Source organism: Microbacterium sp. NPDC089190, from assembly GCF_040701795.1.
Taxonomy (GTDB): Bacteria; Actinomycetota; Actinomycetes; order Actinomycetales; family Microbacteriaceae; genus Microbacterium; species Microbacterium galbum.
The window spans coordinates 266,429-291,341 of sequence record NZ_JBFBHF010000001.1; the positions used below are offsets into that span (position 1 = coordinate 266,429).

General features: G+C 71.2%; 21 protein-coding genes. 3 read left to right on the forward strand and 18 right to left on the reverse strand.

From position 1 onward, the window contains the following. Nucleotides 1-57: 57 nt before the first annotated feature. From AB0230_RS01325 to AB0230_RS01345, 5 genes are all read right to left on the reverse strand, one after another. Nucleotides 58-1,002 carry a bifunctional riboflavin kinase/FAD synthetase gene (locus AB0230_RS01325; protein WP_366373505.1) on the reverse strand — a complete coding sequence of 315 codons (945 nt, stop codon included), beginning with the start codon at nucleotides 1,000-1,002 and terminating at the stop codon, nucleotides 58-60. After that, entirely contained in the window at nucleotides 999-1,418 is a 420-nt protein-coding gene (locus AB0230_RS01330; RefSeq protein WP_366373507.1) for a hypothetical protein, read from the reverse strand. The genes AB0230_RS01325 and AB0230_RS01330 overlap by 4 nt, the downstream gene beginning before the upstream one ends. 199 nt (nucleotides 1,419-1,617) lie before the next feature. Next, entirely contained in the window at nucleotides 1,618-1,986 is a 369-nt protein-coding gene (locus AB0230_RS01335) for a hypothetical protein (protein ID WP_366373509.1), read from the reverse strand. Then, nucleotides 1,983-2,876, reverse strand: a complete 894-nt coding sequence (truB, locus tag AB0230_RS01340) for a tRNA pseudouridine(55) synthase TruB (RefSeq protein ID WP_366373511.1) — start codon at nucleotides 2,874-2,876, stop codon at nucleotides 1,983-1,985. Before truB ends, AB0230_RS01335 begins: the two co-directional genes overlap by 4 nt. Beyond that, nucleotides 2,876-3,382, reverse strand: coding sequence for a hypothetical protein (locus AB0230_RS01345; RefSeq protein ID WP_315993137.1), 507 nt, complete (start codon nucleotides 3,380-3,382; stop codon nucleotides 2,876-2,878). The genes truB and AB0230_RS01345 overlap by 1 nt, the downstream gene beginning before the upstream one ends. 148 nt (nucleotides 3,383-3,530) lie before the next feature. On the opposite strand from AB0230_RS01345, the gene AB0230_RS01350 reads away from it, so the two are divergent. Beyond that, the gene (locus AB0230_RS01350) at nucleotides 3,531-4,409 is read left to right on the forward strand and encodes an A/G-specific adenine glycosylase (RefSeq protein ID WP_366373513.1); all 879 of its coding nucleotides are present in this window, start codon (nucleotides 3,531-3,533) and stop codon (nucleotides 4,407-4,409) included. 84 nt (nucleotides 4,410-4,493) lie between these two features. Here AB0230_RS01350 and rbfA read toward each other — a convergent pair whose 3' ends face one another. The 7 genes from rbfA to AB0230_RS01385 form a co-directional block, all read right to left on the reverse strand. Continuing rightward, complete coding sequence (gene rbfA, locus AB0230_RS01355) at nucleotides 4,494-4,991, reverse strand: 30S ribosome-binding factor RbfA (RefSeq protein ID WP_315993139.1); 498 nt, start codon at nucleotides 4,989-4,991, stop codon at nucleotides 4,494-4,496. A 217-nt stretch (nucleotides 4,992-5,208) separates the two neighbouring features. After that, on the reverse strand, nucleotides 5,209-8,016 hold the full coding sequence (gene infB / locus AB0230_RS01360) for a translation initiation factor IF-2 (RefSeq protein ID WP_315993140.1): 2,808 nt from the start codon (nucleotides 8,014-8,016) through the stop codon (nucleotides 5,209-5,211). A gap of 93 nt (nucleotides 8,017-8,109) precedes the next feature. Next, complete coding sequence (locus tag AB0230_RS01365; protein WP_363392689.1) at nucleotides 8,110-8,361, reverse strand: YlxR family protein; 252 nt, start codon at nucleotides 8,359-8,361, stop codon at nucleotides 8,110-8,112. Nucleotides 8,362-8,395: 34 nt separating this feature from the next. Then, nucleotides 8,396-9,385, reverse strand: a complete 990-nt coding sequence (gene nusA, locus AB0230_RS01370; RefSeq protein WP_363392692.1) for a transcription termination factor NusA — start codon at nucleotides 9,383-9,385, stop codon at nucleotides 8,396-8,398. A 120-nt stretch (nucleotides 9,386-9,505) separates the two neighbouring features. Next, entirely contained in the window at nucleotides 9,506-10,108 is a 603-nt protein-coding gene (locus AB0230_RS01375) for an HD domain-containing protein (protein WP_366373517.1), read from the reverse strand. A gap of 136 nt (nucleotides 10,109-10,244) precedes the next feature. Next, nucleotides 10,245-12,740: a glycogen/starch/alpha-glucan phosphorylase gene (locus AB0230_RS01380; protein ID WP_366373519.1), complete on the reverse strand. Its 2,496-nt coding sequence runs from the start codon at nucleotides 12,738-12,740 to the stop codon at nucleotides 10,245-10,247. A 110-nt stretch (nucleotides 12,741-12,850) separates the two neighbouring features. Next, nucleotides 12,851-14,689 carry an alpha/beta fold hydrolase gene (locus tag AB0230_RS01385; protein WP_366373521.1) on the reverse strand — a complete coding sequence of 613 codons (1,839 nt, stop codon included), beginning with the start codon at nucleotides 14,687-14,689 and terminating at the stop codon, nucleotides 12,851-12,853. Between the two features lie 97 nt (nucleotides 14,690-14,786). Between AB0230_RS01385 and AB0230_RS01390 the strand changes: the two genes are divergently transcribed. Then, nucleotides 14,787-15,596, forward strand: coding sequence for a DUF1206 domain-containing protein (locus tag AB0230_RS01390; protein ID WP_366373523.1), 810 nt, complete (start codon nucleotides 14,787-14,789; stop codon nucleotides 15,594-15,596). A 21-nt stretch (nucleotides 15,597-15,617) separates the two neighbouring features. On the opposite strand, the gene AB0230_RS01395 is transcribed toward AB0230_RS01390, so the two are convergent. From AB0230_RS01395 to ispG, 6 genes are all read right to left on the reverse strand, one after another. Next, entirely contained in the window at nucleotides 15,618-16,439 is an 822-nt protein-coding gene (locus tag AB0230_RS01395) for an aldo/keto reductase (protein WP_363578785.1), read from the reverse strand. A 165-nt stretch (nucleotides 16,440-16,604) separates the two neighbouring features. Further along, nucleotides 16,605-18,401: a proline--tRNA ligase gene (locus AB0230_RS01400; RefSeq protein WP_366373525.1), complete on the reverse strand. Its 1,797-nt coding sequence runs from the start codon at nucleotides 18,399-18,401 to the stop codon at nucleotides 16,605-16,607. A gap of 49 nt (nucleotides 18,402-18,450) precedes the next feature. Beyond that, nucleotides 18,451-19,641: a hypothetical protein gene (locus AB0230_RS01405; RefSeq protein WP_366373527.1), complete on the reverse strand. Its 1,191-nt coding sequence runs from the start codon at nucleotides 19,639-19,641 to the stop codon at nucleotides 18,451-18,453. Then, nucleotides 19,638-20,168 (reverse strand): sigma-70 family RNA polymerase sigma factor, encoded by a 531-nt coding sequence (locus tag AB0230_RS01410; protein WP_363578783.1) that lies wholly within the window; start codon nucleotides 20,166-20,168, stop codon nucleotides 19,638-19,640. The genes AB0230_RS01405 and AB0230_RS01410 overlap by 4 nt, the downstream gene beginning before the upstream one ends. A gap of 74 nt (nucleotides 20,169-20,242) precedes the next feature. Further along, on the reverse strand, nucleotides 20,243-21,427 hold the full coding sequence (locus tag AB0230_RS01415) for a benzoate/H(+) symporter BenE family transporter (RefSeq protein ID WP_366373530.1): 1,185 nt from the start codon (nucleotides 21,425-21,427) through the stop codon (nucleotides 20,243-20,245). 153 nt (nucleotides 21,428-21,580) lie between these two features. Continuing rightward, nucleotides 21,581-22,732 (reverse strand): flavodoxin-dependent (E)-4-hydroxy-3-methylbut-2-enyl-diphosphate synthase, encoded by a 1,152-nt coding sequence (ispG, locus tag AB0230_RS01420; protein ID WP_176776587.1) that lies wholly within the window; start codon nucleotides 22,730-22,732, stop codon nucleotides 21,581-21,583. Nucleotides 22,733-22,946: 214 nt separating this feature from the next. On the opposite strand from ispG, the gene AB0230_RS01425 reads away from it, so the two are divergent. Then, nucleotides 22,947-24,908 carry a chorismate-binding protein gene (locus AB0230_RS01425; protein ID WP_366373532.1) on the forward strand — a complete coding sequence of 654 codons (1,962 nt, stop codon included), beginning with the start codon at nucleotides 22,947-22,949 and terminating at the stop codon, nucleotides 24,906-24,908. The last annotated feature ends 5 nt before the right edge of the window (nucleotides 24,909-24,913 follow it).

Below are 24,913 nucleotides of genomic sequence, written 5' to 3' on the forward strand. Positions count from 1 at the left end.
GCCGCGTGGCGACGCCTACCCCCACGTGGCGACGCCTGTGGCTTGCGCCCCTGCTGCTCAGCGCAGGATCGCGCGCGAGCGCTCGACGTCGTCGGCCATCTGGACGATGAGCGCGTCGATGCCGTCGAACGCCGTCATCCCGCGCACGCGTTCGACGAAGCGCACCTCGACGTGATGGCCGTAGAGGTCGAGCCCGGTCTCGTCGATGACGTACGCCTCGACCTGCCGCGCGTTCACGTCGTCGAAGGTCGGATTGGTGCCGACGCTGATCGCGGCGGGATAGCTCGTGCGCCGCGCCCCGTCGACGTCGACCAGCCACCCGGCGTAGACGCCGTCGGCGGGCACGAAGCCCTCGAGGTCGGGCGACAGGTTCGCGGTGGGATACCCCAGCTCGCGCCCGCGCTTGAGTCCGTGCACGACCTCGCCCCACACCGAGGGAGCACGACCGAGCAGGCGCGCGGCCGTCGAGATGTCGCCCGCCGACAGCGCCTCGCGGATCCACGTGGACGACACGCGCCGGTCGGCGTGCACGGCGCGGACGTCGTCGACGACGTCGACGCGGAAACCGTGCTCCGCTCCCATGCGCTCGAGAAGCGCGGGATCTCCCGCTCCCCCGGCGCCGAAGCGGAAGTCTCGCCCGACCAGCACGGTGCGGGCGTCGAGGGCGTCGACGAGGATGCCGCGCACGAAGTCCTCCGCCGGGATCGCCGCCAGGGCGTCGTCGAAGGTCAGCAGCAGCGTGGCATCCACTCCGGCCCGCTCCAGCAGGTCGAGCTTCTGGTGCGGGCCGATGACGTCGGCGGGGCACTTCTCCGGACGCAGCACGCTCAGGGGATTGCGGTCGAAGGTCACGGCGACCACGCGCGCACCGTCGGACGCGTCGACCCGCGCGCGGTCGATCACCGCGCGGTGGCCGGTGTGCACGCCGTCGAACTTGCCGATCGCCACCACGGTCGGACCGAAGCCGGCGGGGACCTCAGCGGGGTCGCGGAAGACGATCACGACGTGGTCCGGCGGTGCCGCACGAGCCACCACAGTCCGAGGAAGGGCAGCACGAGCGGGATGAAGAGGTAGCCGTATCCGTACACCGACCACACGGTCGGGTGCTGGAACAGCGCCGGCAGCACCAGGCTCAGCGTGCCGACCACCAGCACGCCGACCAACTCGAAGCCGATCGCGATCCAGGCGACGCGGTACCAGGCGGGGCGCCCGGAGAAGACCAACGCGAGGGTCGCGAGGATGTAGACGACCGCGGCGAGGGCGGACAGCGAATACGCCAGCGGGGCATCGTCGAACTCGCGCACGATCTGCACGAAGGAGCGACCCGTGGCGGCGAGCGCCATGATGCCGTAGACGACGACGAGGACACGGCCGATGCCGGTCATCCCCCGGGAACGGGTAGGAGTGGTGGATGCCATGACCCCTCGATTCTAGTTCGCCCCGGCCGCGACCGAGCGGCGCGGCGGCGACCGTGGGCGCCGGATCCGGCCCCGGTGGCTTCGACAGGCTCAGCCCCCTCCCGCCCAGGTGCGTGAGTCCCTGCCCGCTCAGGTCCCTGAGCCTGTCGAAGGGACCGGGACCACCGCGCCGCCTCAAGCCGCGGCATCCCCTGACCCCTCAGGCCAGCTGCACCGTCCAGATGACGTGCATGCGCCACACCATCACGGCGACCGCGAGAGCGGCGACACCCATGACCACGGTGCTCCACCGACTGCGTTCGAGCAGCGCCCACGCGACGCCCGCGATCGGCACGAGCGCCGCCGACACGAGGTAGGTCCAGAACTCCAGCAGACTCCCCGTGGGCGGGTTGCCCGCGAACGGCGCGATGATCGCCACGACGATCTGCACGATCAGCAGCAGCTCGATGAGGGCGAGCGATCCGACCGTGACGTCTCCCGGCCGCCGGCCGACCAGACCGGCCCCGACGGCGACGACGCCCGCGAGCACCGCGATCCCCACCTGCACGAGCGTGAACCACAGGATCATCGGACGCTCTCCTCGGGCATGTTCATGACGCTCTTCAGCTGCGTACCGCGCTTCTCGACCACGCCGATGAGGCGCCCGTCGGGGTCGATCGCGGCGGCGACGGCGCCGGTCAGCCGCCCCCCGCCGTCGATGCGCTTGCCGTGGCGCAGGTCGCGCGCCTCGTCGGGGCCCACCGCGATCGCTCCCATGACGACCGCGGCGGCGGTGGCGGGCTCGATCAGGGTGTCTTCGGCGAGGTCGTCGACCGACGCCGCGCCGGCGACGTCGAACGCCCCGATGCGCGTGCGACGCAGGGCGGTCAGGTGGCCGCCCACGCCGAGGGCCCGGCCGAGGTCGCGCGCGAGGGCGCGGATGTACGTGCCGCTCGTGCAGTCCACGACCACGTCGAGCTCGATGGACCCCTGCCCGCGGCGCGTGGCATGTACGTCGAAGCGCGAGACGATGACCCGGCGCGACTTCAGCTCCACCTGCTCCCCCGCGCGCGCGAGGTCGTACGCGCGGCGCCCGTCGACCTTGATCGCCGACACGGTGCTCGGCACCTGGTCGATCTCGCCGGTGAGAGCGGCGATGCCCTCGTGGATCGAGGAATCCGTCACGGCCGCGACCGCGTCGGCATCCGCCCGTTCGGTCTCGACCCCGTCGGCGTCGTCGCTGTCGGTCGACACCCCGAGGAGGATCGTCGCCTCGTAGGTCTTGTCGGCGCCCACGATGTAGGTGAGCAGACGGGTCGCGCCCTCGACGCCGAGCACGAGCAGCCCCGTCGCCATCGGATCGAGAGTGCCGGCGTGACCGATCTTGCGCGTGCCCAGCGCGCGTCGCGCGCGCGACACGACGTCATGACTGGTGATGCCTCCCGGCTTGTCGACCAGGAGGATGCCGGGGCGCACCATCAGCAGAAATCTCCGAAGACCTGGACGGGGTGGGCGGGGTCGGAGTTCTCGACGATGACCGAGGCCGCCGCCTTCGGCCGGACCGTGCGCAGGTAGTGCTTCTCGGCATCGGGCAGCTCCGGTCGCGGGGCGCCGATCGGCGGGTTGCTCTCGAGCCAGATCGAGAAGTTCCACAGCCCGCGCACCTCGGGAGCGTGCAGGAAGCGCCCGGAGACGACGAGCACCGCGTCGGCCGGTGCCCCCGCGGAGTCGCCGACCGGCTCACCGGCGCGGAAGGGCGCGACGACACTCTCGCGGACGTCGTCGGCGTGGTCGGCGAGCGACGCGCGGACCACCGCGGTGCCGTCCTCACCGACGGCCGCGGCGAAGGCGTCGGCGAACGATCCGGCCGCGTCGGCGTCGAGTGCGTCGACCGCCACCACCACTCGACCCGCGCGGCTGTTCTGCCGCATCAGGTCGCGGAGGCTCCGCTGCAGTTCGGGGACGGTGTTCTCGGTCGAGGCCATGCCTCCAGCCTACTTTCGCCCACCGACACCCGCCCTCCTCGTCGCGGCCCGCCCCGCGAGATCGCCGTCCGCGGCGCGTCCCTGTCCCGCCCGCGACCGAGGTCCGCATCGGGGCACCGCGGCGTTCCCGCGACCGTAGGCTGGAGGGATGCCAGGACTCGCCGCGCCGCTCATCGACTGGTACCGCGACGCGGCGCGCGACCTGCCGTGGAGACGCGCGGGCTTCGGCGCCTGGGGAACCCTCGTGAGCGAGTTCATGCTCCAGCAGACCCCCGTGGCGCGCGTCATCCCGCACCTCGAGGCCTGGCTGACCCGCTGGCCCACCCCGGCCGATCTCGCCGCCTCTCCCCCGGGCGACGCGGTGACCCAGTGGGCGAACCTCGGCTACCCGCGCCGCGCGCTGTGGCTGCACCGCGCCGCGGTGGAGATCCGCGACCGTCACGACGGGGTCGTCCCCCGCGACGTCGAGGCTCTGCTCTCCCTCACCGGCATCGGCGACTACACCGCGCGCGCGGTCGCGGTCTTCGCGTACGGGGACCGGCATCCGGTCGTCGACACGAACACGCGTCGCGTGCTCGCCCGCGCGGTCGAGGGACGCGCGCAACCCGGCCCGCCGCACCGTCGCGACCTGAAGCGCATGGATGCCGAACTCCCGGACGACATCGCGGAGGCCGCGATCGTGAACGCCGCCGCCATGGAGCTCGGTGCGATCGTGTGCACGGCGCGATCACCGCGGTGCGACGCGTGCCCCCTGGCCGCGCGGTGCGCGTGGCGGGCGGCGGGATACCCCGAGTCCGAGGACCGCCGCCGCAGACAGGCGACCTACGAGGGCAGCGACCGACAGGCGCGCGGTGCCGTGCTCAAGACCCTTCGCGAGGCCGCGCCGGCGTCGGTGCCGCTGTTCGCCGTGCTTCCGACGTGGCCGGACGCCGCACAGCGCGACCGCGCGATCGATTCGCTCATCGCCGACGGCCTGGCCGAAGCGATCGACGAACACCTGCGCCTGCCGGGCCACCCGACATCCTGATCGGGGACTCGCGGCCCACCCGGAATGACGAAGAGGCCGGATGCGACCCGCTCGGGGTGGCATCCGGCCTCTTCACACGCGGCATCAGATCCGCGCGGCTTCTCCGTCCTCATCGAGATCGCCCTCGTCGGGGTCGTCGTCCTCGTCGAGATCGTCGTCGTCGAGGTCGCGCGGCTTGACGTACGGGTCGGCCTCGCCGGCATAGGCGGCCGACGCGGCGAGACCCGCCACCGACTCGTCGCGCTCGCGCGCCTCGCGCAGCAGCGCCGAGATGTGGTCGGCGTTCTCGGGGATGCCGTCGAGGATGAACTCCAACGACGGGGTGAGCCGCGTGTTGAGGTGCTTGCCGACCTCGCTGCGCAACATGCCGGTCGCGGACTTCAGCGCCGCGGCGGTGTCGGCGCGGTGCGCCTCGTCGCCCATGACGGTGTAGAACACCGAGGCGCGCTGGAGGTCACCCGTGACCCGCACGTCGGTGATGGTGACGAATCCGAGCCGCGGGTCGCGCAGCCCCTTCTCGAGGCGTTCGGCGAGCACCACGCGGATGCGGTCCGCCACTCGAGCCTGTCGTTCCCCTGCCACTGCCTTCTCCTTCTTTCACATACCGCCGCGAGTACGAGTGCCCCCGTGGCTCATCGCCGGGCGGGAGTCCCGTCACGGGCAGCCGCACCAGCGTAGGCCGGAGGGGGTGTGCATCTCCCCGAGCATCGGGGTAAGGGCCCCGCTCTGCTCGGGGAGATGCACACCCCCGCAGGCCGAAGCGGGAGCCGCGCCACATGGCGCGACCCCCGCACGACGATCAGCCTCGCGGCTTCTCGACCATTTCCGTCGTTTCGATTTCGTCACCGATCTGGATGTCGTTGAACTTGCCCAGGCCGATACCGCACTCGAAGTCCGTGCGGACCTCGGTGACGTCGTCCTTGAAGCGGCGCAGCGACTCGATGGCCAGGCCGTCGGCCAGCACGACACCGTCGCGGATGACGCGGGCCTTGGCGTTGCGCGTGATCGTTCCCGACCGCACGATGACACCGGCGATGTTGCCGAACTTCGAGGAGCGGAACACCTCGCGGATCTCGGCGACACCCGACTGCACTTCTTCGAACTCCGGCTTGAGCAGGCCCTTGAGCGACTGCTCGACGTCGTCGATCGCGTTGTAGATGACCGAGTAGAACCGCACGTCGACACCCTCGCGGGCGGCACGCTCGCGGGCCTTCGTGTCGGGACGCACGTTGAAGCCGATCACGATCGCGTTGTCGATCGTGGCCAGGTTGATGTCCGACTCGGTGATCGCACCCACACCGCGGTGGATGATGCGCAGCTGGACGCTGTCGTCGACCTCGATCTTGAGCAGCGATTCCTCGAGCGCCTCGACGGCACCCGACACGTCACCCTTGATGATGAGGTTGAGCGACTCGACCTTGCCCTCTTCGAGAGCGCGGGTGAAGTCCTCGAGCGAGATGCGCTTGCGGGCCTTGGCCAGCTGGGCGTTGCGCTCGGCGGCCTCGCGCTTTTCGGCGATCTGACGCGCGGTGCGGTCTTCCTCGGTGACGATGAAGACGTCGCCGGCGCGGGGAACCGAGTTGAGACCCTGCACCTGCACGGGACGCGACGGGTAGGCCTCTTCGACCGCTTCGCCGTTCTCGTCCATCATCGCGCGGACGCGGCCGTAGGCCGTGCCGGCGACGATCGCGTCACCGACGCGCAGCGTTCCGGACTGGATGAGCACCGTGGCGACCGAACCGCGACCCTTGTCGAGCTTCGCTTCGATCGCGACACCGCGGGCCGCCTTGTTCGGGTTGGCCGTGAGATCGAGACCGGCGTCGGCGGTGAGCAGGACCGCATCCAGGAGGGCCTGGATGTTGAGGTTCTGTCGGGCCGAGACGTCGACGAACATGACGTCTCCGCCGTACTCCTCGGCGACCAGACCGTACTCGGTGAGCTGCTGGCGCACCTTGGCGGGGTTGGCGTCGGGCTTGTCGACCTTGTTGACCGCGACCACGATCGGCACGTTCGCCGCCTGGGCGTGGTTCAGCGCCTCGACCGTCTGGGGCATGATGCCGTCGTCGGCCGCGACCACGAGGATCGCGATGTCGGTCACCTGCGCACCGCGGGCACGCATGGCGGTGAACGCCTCGTGACCCGGGGTGTCGATGAAGGTGATCGCGCGCTCGATGCCCTCGTGCTCGGTCCAGATCTGGTACGCACCGATGTGCTGCGTGATGCCGCCGGCCTCGCCCGCGACCACGTTCGTCTGGCGGATGGCGTCGAGCAGTCGCGTCTTACCGTGGTCGACGTGGCCCATGACGGTGACCACGGGAGGACGGATCTCGAGATCGTCCTCGCTCTCGGCCTCGAGCTCGGCGTCGAGGTCGAGACCGAAGCCCTCGAGGAGCTCCTTGTCCTCGTCCTCGGGCGAGACCATCTGGATCTTGTAGCCGAGCTCGGCGCCGAGGACCTCGAAGGTCGCCTCGTCGAGCGACTCGGTCGCAGTGGCCATCTCACCCAGGTTGAACAGGATGGTCACGAGCGTGCCGGGCTGCACGGTGTAGCCGCGCAGGGCCTCGAGCTTGTCCGCGAAGTCCGCGATGGAGGCACCGCGGCGCAGGCGGATGATCTCGCCGTTGCCCTTCGAGACGTTGACGCCGCCGACGACCGGCGCCGACCGCATCTCGAATTCCTGCCGCTTCGCCCGACGCGACTTACGCTGCTTGGACTTGCCGCCGCCCTTACCGAAGGCACCCGCGGTACCACCGCCGGGACCACGGCCACGGCCACCGCCGCCACCGGGACGACCGGCGAAACCGCCACCGGGAGCACCGCCACCGGGGCGCTGGAAGCCGCCACCGGCGCCGCCGGGACGACCGGGACCGCCGGGACGCTGTTGGAACGGAGCGCCGGGACGACCGGCACCACCGGGACGACCGGCACCGCCGGGGCGCGGGGCACCGGGACGCGGGGCGCCGGGGCGCGGAGCCTGCGGACGCGGGATGTTACCCGGGGTCGGGCGCTGGCCCATGCCCTGCGCCGACGCGAACGGGTTGTTGCCCGGGCGGGGACCGGCGGGACGCTGGCCCATGCCCTGCGAGGAGGCGAACGGGTTGTTGCCCGGACGCGCACCACCGGGACGCGGGGGCGAGCTGGGACCGGGCTTGGGCGCACCGGCACCGGGGGTGGGGGCCGACGACGGAGCCGCGGGCTTCGCACCGGGCTTGGCCGGGGCGGAGGGGGCGGGCGTCGACGCTGCGGGAGCCGGAGCGGCCGGGGCGGATGCCGCGGGAGCCGGGGCGGCAGCGGGAGCCGCCGGAGCGGCGGGCTTGGCCGGTCCGGGGGTGGGGCCCGAGGGACGGGCACCGGGGGTGGCCGCCGGACGGGCGGGGCCCGGGCGGGCGCCGGCGCCGGGGCGCGCCGCGGGGGCGGCCGACGTGGCGCTCGACGAACCGGACGAGCCCTCGGCCGCGAGGGCGGCGCGGAGCTTACGAGCCACGGGGGGCTCGATGGTGGATGAGGGGCTCTTGACGAACTCGCCGAGCTCCTTCAGCTTCGCAAGCGCGACCTTGCTGTCGACGCCGAGCTCGGAAGCGATCTCGTGCACGCGTGGTTTTGCCACAATTCTCCTGTCTGAGGGCCTACCCCGGACAGGGCAGACCGCTAGTTGCGGACGGGTCTCATTTCGAGCCGTTCACTTCGTGTCCATAGCCGTTCAGCCTTTTCGCTGGAGGGTTGATTCGAAGGTCTGCGTGTCAAGCGGGCCTGACACACGCAATGCTCGTACGAAGGCGCGACGCGTGAGGGCTTTGCTCACGCACGCGTCCGTCTCGTGCACCCACGCTCCCCGGCCCGGCAGCACCGCTCGCTCGTCTGCGACGAGGACCGATCCGTCGGCGACCACACGCAGAAGCGATGATCGGGGGGCGCGTGCGCGGCATCCGACGCACGTTCGTACGGGTTCCATCTTACACCTCGCGGTCGCCCGGACGATCTGACCCTCAGTTGTCTTCGAGGATGCTGTCCGGCTGGATGTCGATCTTGGCGCCGGTGAGCTTCGCGGCGAGGCGGGCGTTCTGGCCCTCCTTGCCGATCGCGAGCGAGAGCTGGTAGTCGGGGACGAGGGCGCGGACGGCCTTGGTCGAGGCGTCGAGCACGAACGACGAGGTGACCTTCGCCGGCGACAGCGCGTTCGCGACGAAGCGCGGCAGCTCGGCGTCGTAGTCGATGATGTCGATCTTCTCGCCGGCGAGCTCCTCGGTCACCGCGCGCACGCGGCGTCCGAGCTCACCGATGCAGGCGCCCTTGGCGTTCACCGTCGGATCGTTCGCCTTGACGGCGATCTTGGACCGGTGCCCGGCTTCGCGAGCGAGCGAGACGATCTCGACCAGGCCCGCGGCGATCTCGGGCACCTCGAGGGCGAAGAGCTTGCGCACCAGACCCGGGTGCGTGCGTGAGACGGTGATCTGCGGGCCCTTGTTGCCCTTGGCGACACTGGTCACGTACACGCGCAGACGCGAGCCGTGCGGGTAGGTCTCGCCCGGGACCTGCTCCTCGGGCGGGAGGATCGCCTCGACCGTGCCGAGATCGACGTGCACCATGCGGGGGTTCGGGCCCTGCTGCACGACGCCGGCGACGATGTCGCCCTCCTTGCCGCGGAACTCCCCCAGCACGGCGTCGTCGGCGATGTCGCGCAGACGCTGGCTGATGACCTGCTTCGCCGCGAAGGCGGCGATGCGGCCGAAGTCGTCGGGCGCCTGCTCCTCTTCGCCGATGACGGCACCCTCGTCGTCGGTGACCGGGGTGAAGATGCCCACGTGACCGGTCTTGCGGTCGAGCGAGGCCCGCGCACCGGCCGGGATCTCGCCGGAGGGCGAGATGTGCTTGGCGTAGGCGGTGAGGATCGCCTGCTCGATGATGCGCGCGAGTTCGTCGAAGGGGATCTCCTTCTCGCGTTCGATCGTCTTCAAAAGTGCGAGATCGATGTCCACAAGGCCCTCCGTTATTCAGCTCTCGTCGACGCGACCGGCGCCGACAACCCTCCTACGATACCCGGGATGCCATCCGCCTCGCGACTCGGGACCGATGACGGAGGCCGATGCACAGTCGTTTCAGAGACGCTCGAGCGGGTTGGCCGCGAGCTTCGCGACCACTCCCCCATCGACGAGCCGCCGAGCGGCGGTGTCGGGCTTGCGCGCGGCCTGGTCGAGGACGCAGGCGCCGAAGTCGGCGGCCAGGTCGCCGCGGGGATGCGCCGCCAGGACCTCGCGGAGGAATCCCTCCGGCAGCACGTCGGCGCGTGCGCCCGAGATGTCGAGGCCCGTGGCGATCTCGAGCAGATGGCCCTCGGCATCCATCGTCGGGTCGACGCTCGTCCAGTTGTGCCGCACGATGACCTCGAGCGCGCGCCGACGACGCTCCCGCGCCCAGCCCGCTCCCGCGGTGACGGCGATGGCGACGTGTCCCCCGGCGTCCTCGTACGACAGCGTGTGGTTGTCGAACTCGGCCACCGTGCCGATGTCGTGCAGCACAGCCGACACGTACAGCAGCTCGTGGTCGATGCCGTCGAATCCGCCGGCGCGCGCGAAGCCCTCCGCCCACAGCCACGACCTCAGGCCGTGGGCGGTGATCGCCGCCGACTGGTACTCCCGCGCGAGCGTCAGGGCCGCACGCGCGGCGGCGGTGTCGGGCACGGGGAAATCGGCGGGTCGCACGGAGCCTCCAGGATCGGGTCCCCCCAGCATCGCGCGCGACGCCCCGCTCCGCCGTGTCGCGACGGCCAGCCGCCGTCGTCTTCCTGCCAGGGCGTTCCGGATGCCGTGACGGCGGGGCCGCGGCATCCGGAACGGCTCAGCCGATCGGGGTGGCGTGCCAGATGCGGTCGAGGTAGTCGCGCATCGCCCGGTCGGAGGAGAAGTACCCGCTGCGCGCGACGTTGAGGATCGCCGAGCGCACCCATCCGTCCTGGTCGGCGTACGCGGCGTCGACGCGCTCCTGCGCGTCGAGGTACGACGAGAAGTCGGCGAGCGCCATGAAGCGGTCTTCGTAGAGGAGGTTCGACACGAGGGGCTCGAAGACCGTGCGGTCGCCGTCGGAGAACGCACCCGAGGCGATCAGGTCGATGGCGCTGCGCAGCCGCTCGTCGCGCTGGTAGAAGTCCGCGGGACGATAGCCGTCGGCCCAGAGCGCCTCGACCTCGGGCTCGCTCATGCCGAAGAGGAAGAAGTTGTCGTCGCCGACCAGCTGCCGGATCTCGACGTTCGCGCCGTCGTCGGTGCCGATGGTCAGCGCACCGTTCAGGGCCAGCTTCATGTTGCCCGTGCCCGAGGCCTCCTTGCCGGCGAGCGAGATCTGCTCCGACAGGTCGGCGGCGGGGATGATGCTCTCCGCCAGCGTCACGTTGTAGTTCGCCGGGTAGAGCACCTTGAGCTTGCCCTGGACGCGCTCGTCGGCGCTGACGACGTCGCCGACCGCGTTGATCAGGTGGATGATGCGCTTGGCCATGCCGTAGCCGGGGGCGGCCTTCGCGCCGAAGAGGAACGTGCGCGGCTGCACGGCATCCACATCGAGGCGCCCGGAGACGATGCCCTCGTACGTGCTGACGATGTGCAGGACCTTGAGCGTCTGCCGCTTGTACTCGTGCAGGCGCTTGATCATGACGTCGATGAGGTGGTCGTCCGACAGCGCCGGCTCCCCGCGGGCGTCGAGCACGCGGCTGAGCCGGCGCTTGTTCGACGCCTTCACCGCGGCGAACCGCTCGCGGAAGTCGGCGTCGTCGGCGAGCGCCTCGAGTCCCCGGAGGCGTTCGAGATCGACGGTCCATCCCGCGCCGAGCGCCTCGGTGATCAGCGCCGACAGCTCGGGGTTGGCCAGGCGCAGGAAGCGGCGGGGCGTGACGCCGTTGGTGACGTTGGTGAACTTGTCGGGCCACATCGTGGCGAAGTCCTTCAGCACGTTGTCGCGCAGCAGCTGCGAGTGCAGTTCGGCGACGCCGTTGACCTTGGATCCCGCGACCGTGGCGAGATAGGCCATGCGCACCGAACGGAACGGGTGCTCGCCGATGATCGACATGTTGCGGATGAGCAGCTCGTCGTCGCCGAAGCGCTCGCGAACCTCGAGCAGGAAGGCGTCGTTGATCTTGTAGATGATCTCGAGGTGGCGCGGCAGCAGACGACCGAGCAGATCGACCGACCACACCTCGAGCGCCTCGGGCAGCAGCGTGTGGCACGTGTACGCGAAGCACTTCTGCGTGATCGCCCACGCGGCATCCCACTCGATCTTCTTCTCGTCGACGAGCACGCGCATGAGCTCGGGGACGCCGATCACGGGGTGCGTGTCGTTGAGCTGGAAGATCACGCGCTCGGGGAGCTTCTCGAGGTCGAAGTCGTCGGGGAGGACGTTCTCGATGAAGTCCGCGATGGAAGCCGCGACGAAGAAGTACTGCTGCTGCAGGCGCAGCTCCTTGCCCTGTGGCGTGGAGTCCTCGGGGTAGAGCACCTTGGAGATGTTCTCGGCGAAGGTCTGTGCGCGGACCGACTGCACGTAGTCGCCGGAGTTGAAGGTGTGCAGGTCGAAGGCGTTCGTCGCGACCGCGCGCCACAGGCGCAGGGTGTTGACCCGGCCGTTGTGGTAGCCGGGAACCATCATGTTGTACGGCACCGCGAGCACGTTCCACTCCGGCACCCAGCGCGTGCGCTCGACGCCCTCATCGTCGTAGGTCTCGGTGGTGCCGGCGAACGAGATCGTCTGCGCGGCCTCGGGGTGGGCGAAGTCCCACGGCGAGCCCATGCGCAGCCAGGCGTCGGGCTGCTCCACCTGCTGGCCGTCGGCGAAGGCCTGGCGGAAGATGCCGTACTCGTAGCGGATGCCGTAGCCGATGGCCGGGACGCTCATCGTCGCCAGCGAGTCGACGAAGCACGCGGCCAGGCGGCCGAGGCCACCGTTGCCGAGCCCCGGCTCGATCTCGACCGCGCGGAGATCGTCGATGTCGATGCCGCACTGCGCGAGCGCCTCGGTGGCGATGTCGGTCAGGCGCGCGGCGAGCAGATTGTTGTCGAGCTGGCGACCGAGCAGGTACTCGGCCGAGAGGTAGCAGACGGTCTTGTTCTGCTGCGCCTTCTGCTGCGCGCGGTCGTCGAACCACCGCGCCATGAGGTAGTCGCGCACCGTGTACGCGAGCGCGAGGTACTGGTCGTTGACGTCGGAGTTCGACAGCGTCACGCCCTGGTCGAAGTTCAGGTTCTGCAGGAACTGTTTCGCGAAGCCGTCGACGGATGCCGCCGGGGCGACGACGGGCGCGAGGGCCAGGGGGTGGGTCGGGCGCAGCTCAGGAGTGTTCTCGGGCACCCTCCGACCGTAATCAGAACCGTCATCACTGCCAAGACGGCATCCGCCACGACACACGATCTTCACCCGTTCGCCGCACGGGCGGAACCGCCCGGGTGCACCGGAGCGGATCAGCGCAGGCCGCACCCGTCGACGACCTGGTCGCGGCCCTCGATGAGGTTCTTCGTCCAGCTGTAGAGCACGGGGAGGAAGCGCGATTTCGGCAGGATCGGTCGCAGATGGTCGTAGCCGGCGTAGGTCGCCCACCGCACCGGCTGGCCCTCGGCGCACAGCTCCTGCACGTAGTCGCGCTGCAGCTGCGGCGGGATGACCTCGTCATCGGCGCCCCACGCGACCAGCATCGGGGTGCCGAGCGGCGCGGTCATCGCGTTCTCGGCGAGGCGGCGTCCGAGTGCGCCGTCGGTGAGGTCGGCGTTGTAGAGCGGGCGGTCCTCGCTCACCCCGAGGGCCGTGAGCACCGACACGACCACACCCGGCTCGCTGGGGCACCGCTGGGTCATCTCGAGCACGATCGACCGGGAGCCCTCGGCGATGTAGTCGTCGAGGTGCACGTCGGCATAGGTCTCGGAGTACGGCACGAGCACCCACGACGTGATCACCGACAGCATGGCGTTCGGAGGGCCCGACAGCAGCTCGCGCGCCAGCGCGGGCGGATCGGCGACGGGGGCCACCACGGCGGTGCCCAGCACGTCGATGCCCGGGGCGTAGTCCTTCGCGATCGCGGTGGTCCACAGCGCCGCATGGCCGCCCTGCGAGTGCCCCCACACCACCGTGTCGGGCGAGAGCGTGAGGTCGGTGCGCAGCTCGCTCGCGGCCAGCACGGCGTCGAGGGACGACCGGGCCTCCCCCGCGCCGATCAGGTAGGGATAGGCGCCGGGAGCGCCCTGGCCCGAGAAGTCGGAGGCGACGACGACCCACCCGGCCTTGAGCGCCTGTTCGAGAGCGGGGATCGACCACTTCGTCGCCGACGCGTCGCGCAGGCTCGGTGCGCACCCCTGGGCCACGCCCGTCGTTCCGTGGTTCCAGACGATGACGGGACGCGGGCCCGGCGGCAGATCCGTGGGCACGATGACCAGGGCGCTGGCCACGGCGGGCCGGTTCGCGGCATCCCGGGTCGTGTAGAGCATCCGCGTGACCGCGCCGTTCTCGGGGAGGCGGCCGAGGTAGGCGTCGGAGCGGATGAGCCGGCCGTGGCCGCTCGGCACCTGCGCGGGCGGGTCGTAGAACGCATCCACCACCGGGGCTCCGGCGTCGAGCCAGTCGTTCAGCCACCACCCGCCCGCGGCCGTTGCGACGAGCACGAGCGACAGGGCGTACCGACCCGCGGCGGCCCATCCGGCGCGGATGCGCCGGCGTCGCAGCGCACGCTGCGCGTCGAACGGCGTCTTCCGCACGCGAGGACGACGGATGCCGGCCACCCCGCGCGCGAGGACTCCCAGGCCGAACACGATCGTGCGCACACCGAAGACGACGGCGAGCACGAGTACCGTCACGTCGGGCCAGGTGAAGGACAGCACCCCGAAGGCGATCTGCGCGACGCCCCACGACAGCGAGAGGATGCGCGCGCTCGCGCCGCCACGACTCACGGCCCGGCCGATCGAGGCCAGTCCACCGATCACCAGCAGCACGGCGAGCACCGGCGGCAGCAGTTCGAGACTGCGGCCGAGCCAGACGAGGACGGCGAGGCCCGCGACGATCCAGGCGGACGACACCGATCGCGCCCACCAGTTCGCCGGTCGTCCGACGAGCTCGACGATCCCCATGACCACCGCGCTCGCACCGACGTAGATGCCCAGCAGCACGAGAGAGGTCAGCGGACGCGAGACGATCAGCACGCCGAGCGCCACCACCACCGCACCGATCACGAGCAGCACCCGCGGCGGGGCGTTGCGCACGAGTGCGGGAAGGGCGTTCCACCGGCTCGGGCGCGATCGGCGGGTGGCGGGCATCAGGCCATGATAGGCACCGTCATCCGGCGCGACGGTCCGGTGGACGCCCCCGCGCAAGCGAGTGGCGGCGACGGCCCGAACGGCATACGGTGCCGGAATGCCCTCGACCGCTCGTACCGCAGCCCGGGAGGCCGAGGCGAACCCCGCCTTCCGGCTCGCCGCCCGCGCGGGCTACGCCGCAAACGGCGCGCTGCACCTGCTGATCGGCGCGCTCGTGATCGCCGTGGGCCTGGGAGCGACGGAGGACAGCGACCAGACGGGCGCCTTCCGCGCCCTCGCGGCGGTGCCGCTCGGCGCCGTCGCGCTGTGGGCCCTGGCGGTGGGGCTCGTCACCCTCGGCGCATGGCATCTGCTGCAGGCCTTCGCTCCACGGCACCTCACCGTGTGGCGCCGTCTCGCGCGCATCGCGGCGGAAGCACCGCAGGGCCTGGTGTTCGTCTTCATCGGTCTCGTCGCGGCATCCGTCGCTCTCGGCGCCCGTCCCCGAGCCGAACAGACCACCGAGGACCTCAGCCGCGGCGTCCTGATGTGGCCGATCGGCGGCTTCCTGCTGGGTGTCGTCGGTCTCGCCGTGGCGGGCGTGGGCATCGGCTTCGTGTGGATGGGGATCCGACGCTCGTTCCACTCCAAGGTCCGCGTGCCCCGGGGTCGACGCGGCCTCGCCCTCACGGCACTCGGGATGATCGGATTCCTCGCCAAGGGCGTCGCCCTGGTGATCGTCGGAGTCCTTCTGACGGTCGCCGCCATCACGGTCGAACCCGACACCGCGGGCGGACTCGATGGCGCGGTCGCGGCCGTCATCGCCCTGCCCGCGGGGCCGTTCCTCGCGTGCCTCGTCGGCCTCGGATTCCTCTCCTACGGGGTGTTCACGATCTTCCGCGCGCGCTACGCCCGTCTCGACGCGTGAGAGGTTCCGCCCGAGCGGCGCTCAGTCCAGGCTGGGGTCACGACCGGTGCGCTCCCCCGTCTCCAACGTCGCGATCCGCGCGTGGTCGTCGGCGTCGAGGGTGAAGTCGAACACGTCGCCGTTCTCGCGGATGCGATCGAGGGAGACCGACTTGGGGAACACCACGAGGGTGCGATCGAGGTGCCAGCGGATGACGACCTGAGCGGGGGTCTTGCCGTACTTCTCGGCGATCTGCGCCAACACGGGTTCGTCGAGCAAGCCACCGCGGGCGAGCGGCGCCCACGACTCGGTGACGATGCCGTTCGCGGCATCCCAGTCGACCAGCTCGTTCTGCGGGAACCGGGGGTGCAGCTCGACCTGGTTGATCGACGGCAGCACGCCGGTCTCGTCGCGCAGGCGCGCGAGGTGAGGGATCGCGAAGTTGCTCACGCCGATCGAGGTCGCGCGTCCCTCCTGTTGCAGGCGCACCAGCGCCTTCCACGTCTCGACGTAGCGGTCGGCGCTGGGAATGGGCCAGTGGATGAGGTACAGGTCGACCCGGTCGAGACCGAGCTTCGCGGCGCTCGCGTCGAACGCGCGCAGCGTCTGGTCGAACCCCTGGTCGTCGTTCCACACCTTGGTGGTGACGAAGACCTCGTCGCGGTCGAGCCCCGAGGCGCGCAGTCCCTCGCCGACCTCGGTCTCGTTGCCGTACAGGGCGGCCGTGTCCACGTGGCGATAACCCGCGGCGAGCGCCCCCGCCACGAGACCGGCGGTGACGTCGGCGGGCACCTTGTAGGTGCCGATGCCGAGCTGCGGGATCGTGGAGCCGTCGGACAGAGACAGGCGGGGTGCCGAGATCATGGCATCCACGCTACCGAGTCCTCCTCGTCCGTCGGGGTCTCTTGACCGCCCGCCGCGGCCGGCAGCGTGAGAGACCGCGAGACGACATCCCGCTGATGACCCGGCTGCACTCTGCAACCGTGTGGTCAGCGAGATGCCGTCTCGCGAGGAGAGACGGGACGAGCGTCAGCGGGTCAGCGCCGCAACGGCGTCGGCGACGGAGAGCGTCTCGCGCTCGCCCGTGCGGCGGTCCCACAGCTCGACCTGCCCCTCGGCGGCGCCGCGGCCCACGATGAGGATGCGCGGGATGCCGACGAGCTCGGCGTCGCCGAACTTCACACCGGGCGAGACCTTGGGGCGGTCGTCGTACAGGACGTCGAGGCCGGCCGCCTCGAGCTGGTCGGAGACGGATGCAGCGAGCTCGAACGCGGCGGCGTCGCGGCCGGTGGCCACCACGTGCACGTCGAACGGGGCGACCGACTCCGGCCAGATCAGGCCCTTGTCGTCGTTGTTCAGCTCGGCGATGATCGCGAGGATGCGGGTCACGCCGATGCCGTAGGAGCCCATCGTGACGGTCGCGAGCTTGCCGTTCTCGTCGAGCACCTTCAGTCCGAGCGCCTCGGCGTACTTGCGGCCGAGCTGGAAGACGTGGCCGATCTCCATGCCGCGGGCCAGCTCCACGGGGCCCGAGCCGTCGGGGGCAGGGTCGCCGGCGCGCACGGTCGAGACCTCGACGAAGCCGTCGCCGACGAAGTCGCGGCCGGCGACGAGCGAGTGCACGTGCTTCTGGTCGATGTTCGCGCCGGTGATCCACGCGGTGCCGTCGACCACGCGGGGGTCGAGCACGTAGCGGATCTTCGTCGCCGACTCCTCGCCGAGCACGGGACCGGTGGGCGACCAGGGGCCGATGTAGCCCTTGACCAGCAGCGGGTTCTTCGCGAAGTCGTCTTCGGTGGCCGCTTCGACCTCGGCGGGGGCGAAGGCGACCTCGACGCGCTTGTCGTCGACGTCGCGGTCACCGGGAAGCCCCACGACGACGAGCTCGCGCGTGCCGTCGAGGTGGGTCAGTGCCAGCACGACGTTCTTCAGCGTGTGCGCCGCGGTCCACGCGGTGGCCCCGTCCGTCGCGGGGCCGGCGATGCCGGGCGCGGGAGCGTCGAGGTGCGCGTTCGCGTGGTCGACGAGGGTCGCGATCGTGGGGGTGTTCGGGGAGTCGAAGACCACCGCATCCGGCTGTCCCTCGATCGGGAGCGCCTCGGGCGCGACCGTCGTGAAGGCCTCGACGTTGGCGGCGTACCCGCCGGCGGAGCGCACGAAGGTGTCTTCGCCAATCGGGGTCGGGTGCAGGAACTCCTCCGACTTCGAGCCACCCATCGCCCCCGCGTCGGCGGCGACGATGACGTACTCCAGCCCGAGGCGGGTGAAGATGCGCTCGTAGGCGTCGCGCTGGGCCTGGTACGACGCGTCGAGCCCGGCATCCGTCGCGTCGAACGAGTACGCGTCCTTCATCGTGAACTCCCGGCCGCGCAGGAGACCGGCGCGGGGACGCGCCTCGTCGCGGTATTTGTCCTGGATCTGGTAGATCGTCAGCGGAAGGTCCTTGTACGACGAGTAGAGGTCCTTCACCAGGAGCGTGAACATCTCCTCGTGCGTGGGAGCGAGGAGGTAGTCGGCGCCCTTGCGGTCCTGCAGGCGGAACAGCGCGTCGCCGTACTCCTCCCAGCGGCCGGTGACCTCGTACGGCTCGCGCGGCAGCAGCGCCGGGAAGTGCACCTCGAAGGCTCCGGCGTTCGCCATCTCTTCGCGCACGACCGTCTCGATCTTGGCCTTGACCTTCAGACCGAGAGGGAGCCAGGCGAAGATGCCCGGGGCGTTGCGACGGATGTATCCGGCGCGCACGAGCAGGCGGTGGCTCGTGACCTCGGCATCCGAGGGGTCTTCGCGAAGCGTGCGGAGGAAGTAGTTCGACAGACGGGTGACCACGAGAGTCGAGTCTAGGCCGCGCGGACCGGGAGGACGGATGCCGGGCGCCTCACGCCGCCAGGTCCGGATCGGCCGCGAGCCGCGAGACGAGGTCGACCCACTCGCCGGTGTCCCTTCCGTTCCCGTAGACGGTGAGCCGGGTCTCCCCGACGACGGCGATGATCGTGGTCGACACACCGTTCGGTGCGCCGTCCTCGATCCAGGCGGCCGACGTCCCCGGGATGTCGATCGGTCGCATGGAGCGCTCCTCGAGGTCGGCGGCGGCGGGCTCGCCCAGGAGCGGCTGCGTGTAGAAGCCGAGGGCGAGGGCCCGACCGGAGCCGTCGGTCGGATACGACGACCACCCGCAGAAGCGGGCGACCCCCGCGGCCACGGCGATGTCCCAGACCGGCCCGGACGCGACGTTGTCGCTGGGGTATCCGGTCTCGACGTCGGCACCCGCCCAGTCCGACACCAGCGCGTCGAGCTCTGCGCACGCGGGAAGGGGCGCTCCGGCCACCTCGTCACGGGGGACGCCGACGGCGCCCGCGAGGCGCGGTTCGACGGTGGAGAGCACGTCCTGGGCCGCCGCGCGCACGCGCTCCACCGCGGCGGTGACCTCCGGCGACGGGTCGCGGTTGTACGCCGGGTCCCACCAGTTCACCCCGACCCACAGGTCGCCGATCGTCTTCTCGGCGAGGCAGAGCTCGCCCGGCCCGCAACGCTCGTCGGCGCGCCAGGCATCGACGGTGCCGTCGGGAAGCGCCGCGCTCGGAACGACCGTGACGCTGAACCCGTCCTGGTCCGTGGACCATGCGCACGAGAGCCCGCCGAGCAGTCCCAGCATGTCGTTCTGCCGCGGCGGAGTCGACTGGCTGCTGTTCGCGAACGGCGATGCGACCGCCTCCGGAATGAATCCGCCCGCCTCATCGGCGTCGAGCAGAGCCTCGCACCGACCGCCGAGCACGACAGCGGGTTCCGGCCGCTCCGGGGGCAAGACCGTCGACGCGCTCGGGGTCGGGGTGGGCGCGGGCTCGACGATCGAGGCCGTCGGGGTCGGTGAGGGCGACGTGGCGACCTGCGGCGCGCCGAGGGTCGAGGTCACCGCCACTCCCCCGGCGATGCCGACGACCAGCACCGCCGCGATGGATCCGGCGATCCAGGCCCCCCGGTGCGCGCCGACCGGGGTGATCTCGCGAGCAGCGCCCACGATCCGCGCGCGCAGAGCGGCGCGCTCCTCGGGCGTCAGTTCGTCGTTCATGCCCGTGCCCCTTCCAGCGCGACCTCGTCGCGCAGCTTCGCCTTGGCGCGGGCCAGCCGCGATTTGACCGTCCCGGCCGGGATGCCGAGGGCCTGCGCCACCTCGCGCTCCGCATAGCCCTCCAGCACGGCCAGGACCACGACGGCCTGCTCGCGCTCCGGCAGCCTCTTCAACGCCGCGAGCACGCCGCTGTCGTCCTGCCCGTGCATCGCCCGCGGCTCGGGGACCGGCGCCCGGTCGAGCAGCGCCCGATACCGCCGGCCCGACCGCTCGAGATTCCGCGCGCAGTGCGCGACCGTCGTCAGCAACCACGGCAGGGGCGACCCCTCGACCAGGCGGACCGAGGCGCGCTTGCGCCACAGCTCGAAGAACGCCACGGTCACGGCATCCTTCGCATCCTCCCGTGCGGTCAGCAGTCGCGAGGCGTGCCGGAACAGGCGCGCCTCGTAGCGGTCGAACAGCGCGGCGAGCGCGAGCTCGTCCCCTTGGCGAACCCGGCCCCACAGTCCGGCGTCGTCGTCATCCACACTCAGTAGTGTCCGTGAGACTCCGTTCGGTTCCCGCACGAGCAACGCGGACGATAACGAAACGGTGACGGCTGTCAGCCGGCCCGCCGGCCGAGATGCAGCGCCGTGCGCACCACGAGACCGGCCAGCAGTGCCCAGAACGCCGCACTGACCCCGAACACGGCGATCCCGGATGCCGCGACGAGGAACGTCACGACCGCCGGCAACCGCTCGCCCGGGTCGTCGATGGCCTGCTGCACCGCGGATCCGAACGCGCCGAAGAGAGCGACGCCCGCGACGGCGGGGATGACGCCCGCCGGGGCCAGGAGGACGATCGCCGCGAAGGCCGCCGACAGGGCGCCCAGCACGAGATAGGTGCCGCCGGCCGACACGCCCGCCACCCACCGGCGTCGCGGGTCGGGGTGCGCGTCCGGTCCCGCGGCGATGGCCGCGCTGATCGCCCCGAGGTTCATCGCGTGCCCGCCGAAGCCGGCCGCGGCCGCCGACCCCAGGCCGGTGACGAGCATCGCCGGCCGCCACGGGATCGTGTAGCCGAGGCTCTTCATGACCGCGACGCCGGGCACGTTCTGCGACGCCATCGTCACCACGAAGAGCGGCAGGGCGATGCCCACCACCGCGCCGACCGTGAGCGTCGGGGCGGTGACCTCCAGGCGGGGCAGCAGGGATGCGGCATCCGTGTCGACCCCGGTGCGCGCGAGCTCGACCGCGACCACGACGATCGCCGCCACGAACGCGAGCGGCACCGCCCAGCGGGGCAGCAGGCGGGATGCCACGAGCCAGACGATCAGCACCGGGGCGACGCTCCACGGGTCGTCGACGAGGCCGACGAACGGCGCCACGCACAGCGGCAGCAGGACGCCGGCGAGCATGGCCTGCGCGATGGAGGGAGGGATGCGGGCGATCAGGGCGCCCAGGGGCGGGAAGAGCGCGGTGCAGAGGATGAGCGCGGCGCACACGAGGAACCCGCCGACGACCGCGGGCCACCCGCCGTCGACGGCGCCCGTCGCCGCGAGCAGCGCGACGCCCGGTGTGGACCACGCCACGGTGATCGGGATGCGGTACCGCGCCGCGAGGACGATGCAGCCGACGCCCACGACCAGCGTGATGGCGAGCAGCCCGCTCGCCGCCTGCGCGGGAGACGCGCCCACGGCGCCGAGACCCGTCAGCACGACGGCGAAGGTGCTGGTGAAGCCGACGAGAGCGGTCACGACCCCCGCGACGAGCGGACGGGCGAGCGAGGGCGCGGGAATCTCGGTCATGGGACTCCCGACGCTATCGGACGTCGGCCCGCGGGTCGGTGCGGCGCGGGTGAGCCGTGCCGGATCGAGCGGCGTGCAGTCCTCCGCGGCAGCTCATGCGTCGCCGGTCACGCCCATCGGTCGGGGCGCACCGCGCGTGGGAGGGCGGTCGGCTCAGGCCGTGATGACCTGCGCCGTTCCGGTCGCGGCATCCGGACCCATCTCGTCGGCGAGGCGGTTGGCCTCTTCGATGAGGGTCTGCACGATCTCGGCCTCGGGCACGGTCTTGATGACCTGGCCCTTCACGAAGATCTGGCCCTTGCCGTTGCCCGACGCCACGCCGAGGTCGGCGTCGCGCGCCTCGCCGGGTCCGTTCACGACACAGCCCATGACGGCCACGCGCAGCGGAACGGTCATGTCCTTCAAACCCTCGGTCACGTCGTCGGCGAGCGTGTACACGTCGACCTGCGCGCGACCGCACGAGGGGCACGAGACGATCTCGAGCTTGCGCTCGCGCAGATTCAGCGACTGCAGGATCTGGTGCCCGACCTTGACTTCTTCGGCCGGAGGTGCCGACAGCGAGACGCGGATCGTGTCGCCGATCCCCTCCGAGAGCAGGATGCCGAACGCCGTGGCGCTCTTGATCGTGCCCTGGAACGCGGGGCCGGCCTCGGTCACGCCGAGGTGCAGCGGCCAGTCGCCCCGCTCGGCGAGCAGGCGGTAGGCCTTGACCATGACGATCGGGTCATTGTGCTTGACCGAGATCTTGAAGTCGTGGAAGTCGTGCTCCTCGAACAGCGAGGCCTCCCACACGGCGCTCTCGACGAGCGCCTCGGGGGTGGCCTTGCCGTACTTCTCGAGCAGGCGGCGGTCGAGCGACCCGGCGTTGACGCCGATGCGCAGGGAGACGCCGGCATCCTTGGCGGCCTTGGCGATGGCGCCGACCTGGTCGTCGAACTTGCGGATGTTGCCGGGGTTCACGCGCACGGCGCCGCACCCGGCGTCGATCGCCTGGAAGACGTACTTCGGCTGGAAGTGGATGTCGGCGATGACGGGGATCTGGCTCTTCTTCGCGATGATGTGCAGCACATCGGCGTCGTCCTGCGACGGCACGGCGACGCGCACGATCTCGCAGCCGGATGCCGTGAGCTCGGCGATCTGCTGGAGGGTGGCGTTGATGTTGGTCGTCGGCGTCGTGGTCATCGACTGGACGCTCACGGGGGCGTCGCCGCCGACGAGCACCTTCCCGACCCGGATCTGACGGGTCTTGCGACGGGGAGCGAGGGTCTCCGGCACGCGGGGCATTCCGAGATTCACAGCAGGCACGCGCTCAGCCTACGCCGCCGTCGCTGGACGGAGCCGGAACAGGCTGCGAATGCTCCCTGTGGTAGGTTCGGCGCCATGCGCGCGCAACTCAGCTGGTGGCCCACCGTCTAGGCGGTGAGCACGCGTGCGACAGACCGCCCTCCCTCGGGATCCGGGCGGTCTTCGTGTTTTCGGCGGCCGCGTAGGACCCTCGCTCACAGACGGAAGTACTTCGATGACCGGGCCCGACCCCTCCTCTCTGATCCACGATCTGCTCGCAGGTTCCGCGCCGTTCGCGCTCATCGCACGCGGCCCCGCCGCGGGTGACGACGCCACCGTCGAGGTGCTCACCGGCGACTTCGTCGACGTGGACCTCCTCGCCGACATCCCGCTGACCGACGTCGACGGCGTCGCCCGCGAGGTACTGGCGCTCGTGCCGTTCCGTCAGGTGCGCGAGCGCGGGTTCGTCTGTCACGACGACGGCGCTCCGCTTCGCTGCCTCGTCATCGGCGAGCGCGTCGTCCTCCCCCGTGCCGGGGTCATGGCATCCCTCCCCTCCGCCCCCGTGGACCTCGCGGACGCCGGGTTCGACATCGCCGACGAGGAGTACGCCGACATCGTGCGGCGGGTGATCGCCGAGGAGATCGGTCGCGGCGAGGGGGCGAACTTCGTCATCCGGCGGGACTTCGTCGCGGGCGTCGACGCCGATCCCCGCGCCGCGGCGCTGACCTGGTTCCGCGCGCTGCTCGAGCAAGAGAAGGGCGCGTACTGGACCTTCGCGATCGTCACCGAGGGGCACGTCGCCGTCGGGGCGAGCCCGGAGGCGCACGTGAGCGCCCAGGACGGCATCGTCACGATGAACCCCATCTCGGGCACGTTCCGCCACCCCGCGGGCGGCGCCACCGCCGACACGCTCGCGGAGTTCCTGCGCTCGACGAAGGAGACCGAGGAGCTCTTCATGGTCGTCGACGAGGAGCTCAAGATGATGAGCGCCGTGTGCAGCGACGGGGGGCGCATCACGGGCCCGCACCTGAAGGAGATGTCGCGCCTCACCCACACCGAGTACATGCTGCGCGGGCGCAGCGACCTCGACCCCCGCGACATCCTGCGCGAGACGATGTTCGCCCCCACGGTCACCGGCTCCCCCATGCAGAACGCCTGCACCGTGATCGCCCGCCACGAGACGACCCCGCGCGGGTACTACTCGGGCGTCGCGGCACTGTTCACACCCAACGGCAACGCCGAGGGACCCACGCACGACCTCGACGCGCCCATCCTGATCCGCACGGCGTACCTCGTCGACGGACGCCTGCGCGTACCCGTGGGTGCGACGCTCGTGCGCCACTCCGACCCCTACGGCGAGGTCGGCGAGACGCACGGCAAGGCCGCGGGCGTCCTCGGGGCGATCGGCGCGATCCCCCGTGACGTCCCCGTCGTCCCCGCCGATGCGGATCCCGACGCCCCGGTGGCCGAGCGCCGACCGCTCGCGGAGGATCCCGCGATCGCCGAGCTCCTGGCATCCCGCAACGACCGTCTCGCACCGTTCTGGATGAACCCGCAGGACCCCGACGGATCGGGCCCGTTCGCGGGCCGCACGGCCCTGGTCGTGGATGCCGAGGACCGCTTCACCACGATGCTCGCCCACCAGCTGCGCCACCTCGGGCTCGACACCCGCATCGTGCACTGGGCGGACGTCTCGGACACCGAGGTGGATGCCGCGGACCTCGTGGTGTCGGGACCCGGACCCGGCGACCCGCGCGACGACACCCCGCGCATGGAGGCCATGCGCGGCGTCGTCGGACGCCGGACCGCTCGGCGCGACCCCCTTCTCGCCGTGTGCCTGAGCCACCAGATCCTGGCCGATTCCCTCGGTATCGAGCTCACGCCGCTCGACCGCCCGCATCAGGGACTGCAGAAGAGCGTCGACGTGTTCGGCGAGGACGCCTCGATCGGCTTCTACAACACCTTCACCGCGCGCGTGCACCCCGGCGACAGTCGGAGCATCGCGTACGACCGGGGCGAGGTCGTGGCCCCCCTCGACGTCGACGTCGCCGCCGACCCCCTGACCGGAGACGTCTACGCCCTGCAGGGTCCCGGTTTCGCGAGCGTGCAGGGGCACCTGGAGTCGATCCTGTCGCGCGACGGCATGCGGACGCTCGAGCGGCTCATCGCGCATGCGCTGACCGACGCGTCCTGACGCCG

What these genes read in the sequence shown, in the direction of transcription:
- AB0230_RS01330 (WP_366373507.1), bottom strand. Translation starts at nt 1,418, where the DNA reads ATGGCATCCACCACTCCTACCCGTTCCCGGGGGATGACCGGCATCGGC.
- AB0230_RS01335 (WP_366373509.1), bottom strand. Translation starts at nt 1,986, where the DNA reads ATGATCCTGTGGTTCACGCTCGTGCAGGTGGGGATCGCGGTGCTCGCG.
- truB (WP_366373511.1), bottom strand. Translation starts at nt 2,876, where the DNA reads ATGGTGCGCCCCGGCATCCTCCTGGTCGACAAGCCGGGAGGCATCACC.
- AB0230_RS01345 (WP_315993137.1), bottom strand. Translation starts at nt 3,382, where the DNA reads ATGGCCTCGACCGAGAACACCGTCCCCGAACTGCAGCGGAGCCTCCGC.
- AB0230_RS01350 (WP_366373513.1), top strand. Translation starts at nt 3,531, where the DNA reads ATGCCAGGACTCGCCGCGCCGCTCATCGACTGGTACCGCGACGCGGCG.
- AB0230_RS01365 (WP_363392689.1), bottom strand. Translation starts at nt 8,361, where the DNA reads ATGGAACCCGTACGAACGTGCGTCGGATGCCGCGCACGCGCCCCCCGA.
- AB0230_RS01385 (WP_366373521.1), bottom strand. Translation starts at nt 14,689, where the DNA reads ATGCCCGCCACCCGCCGATCGCGCCCGAGCCGGTGGAACGCCCTTCCC.
- AB0230_RS01390 (WP_366373523.1), top strand. Translation starts at nt 14,787, where the DNA reads ATGCCCTCGACCGCTCGTACCGCAGCCCGGGAGGCCGAGGCGAACCCC.
- AB0230_RS01395 (WP_363578785.1), bottom strand. Translation starts at nt 16,439, where the DNA reads ATGATCTCGGCACCCCGCCTGTCTCTGTCCGACGGCTCCACGATCCCG.
- AB0230_RS01405 (WP_366373527.1), bottom strand. Translation starts at nt 19,641, where the DNA reads ATGAACGACGAACTGACGCCCGAGGAGCGCGCCGCTCTGCGCGCGCGG.
- AB0230_RS01415 (WP_366373530.1), bottom strand. Translation starts at nt 21,427, where the DNA reads ATGACCGAGATTCCCGCGCCCTCGCTCGCCCGTCCGCTCGTCGCGGGG.
- AB0230_RS01425 (WP_366373532.1), top strand. Translation starts at nt 22,947, where the DNA reads ATGACCGGGCCCGACCCCTCCTCTCTGATCCACGATCTGCTCGCAGGT.